The 5,561-nt window shown below is 71.5% G+C and carries 1 protein-coding gene; it reads right to left on the reverse strand.

All coding sequences use genetic code 11. From position 1 onward, the window contains the following. Positions 1–5,473: Ig-like domain repeat protein (locus T336_RS27195; RefSeq protein WP_209436009.1), on the reverse strand; the 5,473-nt coding region annotated here is incomplete at its 3' end. Positions 5,474–5,561: the final 88 nt, after the last annotated feature.

A 5,561-nucleotide genomic window follows, 5' to 3' on the forward strand; every position in this document is an offset into this window, starting at 1 on the left:
TGCTCTGCAGCAGGTGGCCGGCCTTGTCGTAGAGGTACTGCGAGACGCCGCCCGCGCCGTCGGCGCTCAGCGTGAGCCGCCCGGCCGCGTCGTAGCGCATGCGCGTGTGCTCGTCGCGCTGCGCATCGAAGATGTAGACGAGGCGGAGTTCCATCTCCGATTCGCTCGGGTTGGCCGAGAGGGGCTGACTGGCGAGGTCCAGGCGCCTGGCGTACCGGATGCGCTGGGTGACGTTGCCGTTGCCGTCGTAGCGCTGCGAGACCACGGCGCCGGTGCCGTCGATGCTGTAGCGCACCCGGCCGGCTGCGTCATAGACAGTGCGCGTGACCATGTCCGCGGAGTTGGCCGCGTCCGTGCCCGGCTGCGGGTCGGTGCCCACGGCCCAGCTGGCCATGGCCAGGCGCTGGGCGTAGGCCGTGCGCTGGATGACCCGGCCCGCGCCGTCGTAGGCGAAGCGCACCACGTCGCCCGCGCCGTTGACCGTGGCGGTGACGCGGTTGTCCGCGTCGTAGATGCGGTGTTCGGTCTGGTCCTGCGCCGAGTCGGGGCGCTTGAGGCCGTTGAGCTGCGCTTCCGTCGCATTCACAGGCAGGCCCTCCGGGGCCGGGACGACCGCGGCGTAGCGCGTCTGCCGCACCACGCGGCCGGCCGCATCGTAAGCCGTCTCGGCCAGGTTGCCCGCCGCATCCAACACGAAGCGCTGGCGGCCTTCGGCGTCGTAGGCGTAGCGCGTGGTGTGCCCTTGCGCATCGGTGGCACTGGTGACGTGGCCCAGCGCATCGTAGGTATAGCGTTTGGCGAGGTTCAGGCCCGCGTGCGTGGCGGTGGACGGGTCCACCACTTCCAGCACCCGGCGGCCCAGGGTGTCGTATTCGTAGCGGGTGACCGTGCCGTTGGGGTCGGTGACGCTCACCTGCCGGCCGGCGCTGTCGTAGGCGAAGGTGGTGACGAGGTTCAGGCCCGTGGGGTCCACCGCCTGGCGGATGAGCTGGCCCTTGGGGTCGTAGCCGAACTGGGTGACCACGCCCTGCGCATCCGTCACGCTCAGCTGGTTGCCCAGCGCGTCGTAGGTGTAGCGGGTGACCAGGTTCAGGCCCAGCGGGTCCACGGTGCGGGTGAGCACCCGGCCGGCCGCGTCGTAGCCGAGCAGGGTCATCACGCCGTTGGCGTCCGTCGCCTGGATCAGCCGCCCGGCCACGTCGTAGAGGCCCGTCGTGCGCGCGAGCGGCGTCTGCACCGCCGTCTGGTGGCCGTCGGCGTCGTATTCGTAGCGGGTGGTCGCTCCGCTGCCGTCCGTGACCGCGACGGTCTGGCCCAGGCGGTCGTGCACGGTGGTGACGCGGATGCCTTCGGGCGTGATGACGGTGAGGCTGCGTTCGTCCGGGTTGTAGGCGTAGGTGGTCGTGTGGCCCAGCGCGTCGGTCTGGGTGACGGTGCGGCCGAAGGCGTCGTAGCTGCTCGTGCTGCGGCGGCCCATCGCGTCCGTGAGGACGATGGTGCGGCCCAGGCGGTCGTAGGCCTGCGTGCGCGTGGCGCCCAGCGCATCGGTGCTGGCCGTCACGCGGCCGAAGGCGTCGTAGGTGACGGAAGTCGCCGCCTTCAGGCCATCGGGGTCCTGCACGGTCTGCACGGCCAGGCCGCGGTGGTCGTAGGCGGTGGCGACCGTCTGGCCGCTGCCCGTGCGCCGGACCTCTTCGCCGAAGGTGTTGTAGACGTAATTGCGCGCGAAGCCCAGCGCATCGGTCACCTGCGCCAGCGTGCCCGTGGCGTTGTAGCGGTAGCCGGTGGTGCGATCGGCCGTGTCGTTGCGCGCTTTGTCGAGCGCGGCCAGCACGCCGGCGTTGGTGACGCCCCCGGGCGTGCCGGAGGCGTTGGCCAGGGCAAAGAGATCGAGCCGGTTGGCGTGGCGGATGCTCGCCTGCACCTGGCCGAAGGCGTCGTAGCGGGTTTCCGTGACCTCGCCCAGGGCGTTGACGGTGTGCGTGAGGCGGCTGGCGGCATCGTAGAAGAACTGGGTCTTCAGGCCGTTCTGGTCGGTGGTGCTGGTGCGCCGGCCTGCCGCGTCGTAGGTGTGGCTCAGGCCGTACTGCTGCCAGATCGCTTCGAGCTGCGCATCGCCCTGCCCGGCTGCCCGGGCACTCGCCAGTTGCGCCGCGCCCTGCGCGGAGAGCTCGCCCACGAGGCGGCCCTGGGCGTCGTAGCGCATGCCGGTGGTGCGCGCTTGCGGGGTGCCCGCGGCCTGCACGGTCTCCACCAGCCGGCCCATGGCGTCGTAGCGGTAGCGCGTGGCGGTGCCTTCGGCGTTCACCGACAGCACCACGCGGTTGAGTGCGTCGTAGGTGCGCGTGCTGACCTGGTCCTGCGTGGAGATACCGGGCAGGAGGTCCTCCAGCCGCGTGGCGGCCGTGACCTGCGCGGCCGTGGTGGATCCCACCGCCGTCGCGTAGCGCCGCACGGTGGCGAGGTTGCCGTTCGCGTCGTAGCTGCTTTGGGTGAGGTAGCCCTCGGCATCGAGTTCGCCCACGCGCCGGCCCTGCGCGTCGTAGAAAGTGGCCGTGTGCGCGTCGCCCGCGCTGGAGGCCGGGCGCAGGCCCGAAAGGGAGCCTGCGCGCGCCGCAGCCAGGCCGGCGGCCGCGCCGCCCGCCACGGGCTGGGCGTAGCGCACGCTGCCGATCACCCGGCCGGCCGCGTCGTAGCGGTACTCGGTCAGGTAGCCTTCGCCGTCCACCGTGCCCAGCAGCAGGCCGTCGCGGCCATGGATCTGGCTGGCCGTGCGGTCCTGCGTGCTGCGGACCTGCGGCGACAGGACCTCGCCAGAGAGGGGCTGGCCATTCAAGGTGCCGGACGTGCTGCCGGAATGGGTATCGTCGCCGAGGTACACGGCCCGGAAGCGGTCCGCGCTGGACTGCGGCATATCGACATTCAGCACCGCGAGGCCGTACACCAGATCGACCGTGCCCAGCACCTGGTCGCCGTTGTAGAAGGCTACGCGTCCCGTGGGCTGATCGCCCGACACCTGCGCGCTGAGCAGCGTTCCCAGGCCTTGGGCCGTTCTGTTGGGCGTGGCGCTGAGCACGACCGCCGTGGAGCCTTGCGGCGGCGTGAGGGTCAGCACGAAGCCGAGCTGGGCGGAGCCGAAGCCGACGTCTGCGGCATAGTTGGCCGTCAACTGGTGGCGTCCGGCCGCCAGACTGCGGGTGGACACGGTTGCTACGCCGTTCACGACGCGGGCGATGGAGACGACATTGTTTCCATCGACCAGGGTGACGATGCCACTGGCGCCACCACCCACCGTGATGGCGATGTCCTGCCCCTGCGCCAGGCTGGCATCAGACGCCAGGCCGAGCACGACCGAGCCGGCCGGGGTCACGGTCTGCGCCAGCGCCGGAGAAGCACTCGCGGCATTGCGGGTGTCTCCCTCATAGCGGGCACGCAGTTCATGCGTGCCGGGCGGCAGCCCTCCGACCACGAGGCGAGCCACGCCATCAAAGACCTGCGCGGTGCCCAATACCGTATCGCCCCGCAGGAAGGTGACGGTGCCGCCGGGTTGTCGTCCCGTCACGCGTGCACTCAGCGTGACCGGCGCATCCGTGCCCACGCTCGTGGCCGAACTGGACAGCGCGACCGAGGTGGCAGCGGCCAGCACGGCCGAAGCCGTGGCCTGCGAGGTGCTGGCAGCGAAACCCTGGAATCCATCGTAGACCGCGGTCAGGGCACCTGGGGGCACATCGGCCAGCGTGAGCCGGGCCACGCCGTCGGCAGCCTGCACGGTTCCGACAAGGGTGCTGCCGGCATAGAAGCGCACGCTGCCCGCAATGCCGGCGTTCCGGCCGCCGGAGGTGACGGTGGCATCGAGTACCAACGGCGTGCCTGCCGCCAGGGCGCTGCGGGATGCCGTGAGGACGGTCTGCGTTGCCGTTCCCGTGATGGTCAGCGGCGCCGCGGTGCTCCGGCTGGGGGGTTCGGTCCCGGCATTGCCCGAGAAGGCCGCAGTGATGGTGCGCGATCCCACCGGCAGTGCCGATGAAACCAGCGTCGCCACGCCGTTGGGCTGCACGGTGGCGACCCCGACCAGCAGATCGCCGGCATAGAAGGCGACGGTGCCCACGGTGGAGCTGCTGTAGGGCGCAGTGGCGCTCAGGGTGACGGGGCTGCCGTACACCGCACTGGACGGCGATGGCGCCGCGATGGTGACCGCTCCGGCAGACCGCAACCCCAGCACCAGGGCATCGGAAACGGCCGCAGCGTTGGATGCGTCGCCGGAATACCGGGCCGTGACGCCAGCGGAGCCGGAGGGCAGCGTGACCGAGAGGGAGGCAACTCCGTCCACCACCGTGGCCACCCCACCAGCGATGGGTGCCCCGTTGTTGTAGAAAGTCACCGTGCCGCCGGGCCGCAGGCCCGCCACGCGCGCCGCGAGCAGGACCGTTGCCTCGCCAGTGGAGCGGGACGTGACCGTGGCCGCGAGGCTGACGCCGCTGGAGGACACCGCCACCGTACCGCCGACCGACGCCGACGTGCTGGGTGCGGACTGTGCGTCACCGCTGTAGACCGCGCGCCAGGCCTGCGCTCCCACGGCCAGGTCTCTCGACTTCCACACGGCCACGCCGTTGGCCAGCGCGGCCACGCCCAGTACCTGGTTGCCGTTGAAGAACGTGACGAAGCCCGACGCGTTGCCGGACACCGTGGCGGTGAGGGCCACTTCCTGCCCCCGGGACGTGGAGGTGGAAGACGCGCTCAGGGACGTGGTCGTGGCAGGCCGGTTGCCGGCTCCGCCACCAACGGCCAGCGCCATGGCGGCCGAAGTGGACGCCGCGTTGGTGCCGTCACCCTCGTAGGCTGCCGTGATGCTGGCCGTGCCCGCATTGATCAGCGCCTGCGTGGTCAGGCTCGCCACGCCGTCCACCAGCGTGGCCGTGCCCAGCACCGCGCCGCCGCCGTAGAACGTCACCCGGCCCGTCGCCACGGGCTTGGCGCTCAGCGCCGTCAGCGTGCCCGTCCCGTCGCGGAACTCCAGCCCCGACACCGACGAGCCCGGCGCGTAGAACGACGAGTCCAGGTACAGCGGCTGGTCGATCTGCACCGCATCCTGGCGCAGCACCACCCCGTTCTTCGAGTACGACAGCACTCCGCCCGCGTAGCTCAGGCCCAGCACGTCACCGGCCGCCACCGCCCCCACGTTCGCCACCAGCACGCCGCGGTGGTAGAGTTCCACCGCACTGCCCGTGCCGCCCGTCACGTGGATCGCCCAGTCGATCGACGAGGCCGTGTTGTCCGCCGCCGGGTCCGTGGTCAGACCCACCATGTATCGCTGGTCCGTCTGCGCCCCCACCGTAAAGCGCACGCTCGCACCACCCGCGTAGCCCACCGTGCTGCGCACGGACGCGTCCCACTGGCTGGCCGTGCCTGTCTTGGCCGCCGTGCCGCTGGCCAGCGTCGCTCCCGAGGCCACCGCGCTGGGCCGCTCGTTCATGCGCGCCGTCAGCGTCACCGCATCGCCCGCGGCCACGCTCGTGCTGGACGCACTCAGGCCCACGGGGTTCGTCACCGCCACCGCCGTC

The sequence above is a fragment of the Paracidovorax oryzae ATCC 19882 genome (assembly GCF_000687165.1).
GTDB lineage: Bacteria > Pseudomonadota > Gammaproteobacteria > Burkholderiales > Burkholderiaceae_C > Paracidovorax > Paracidovorax oryzae.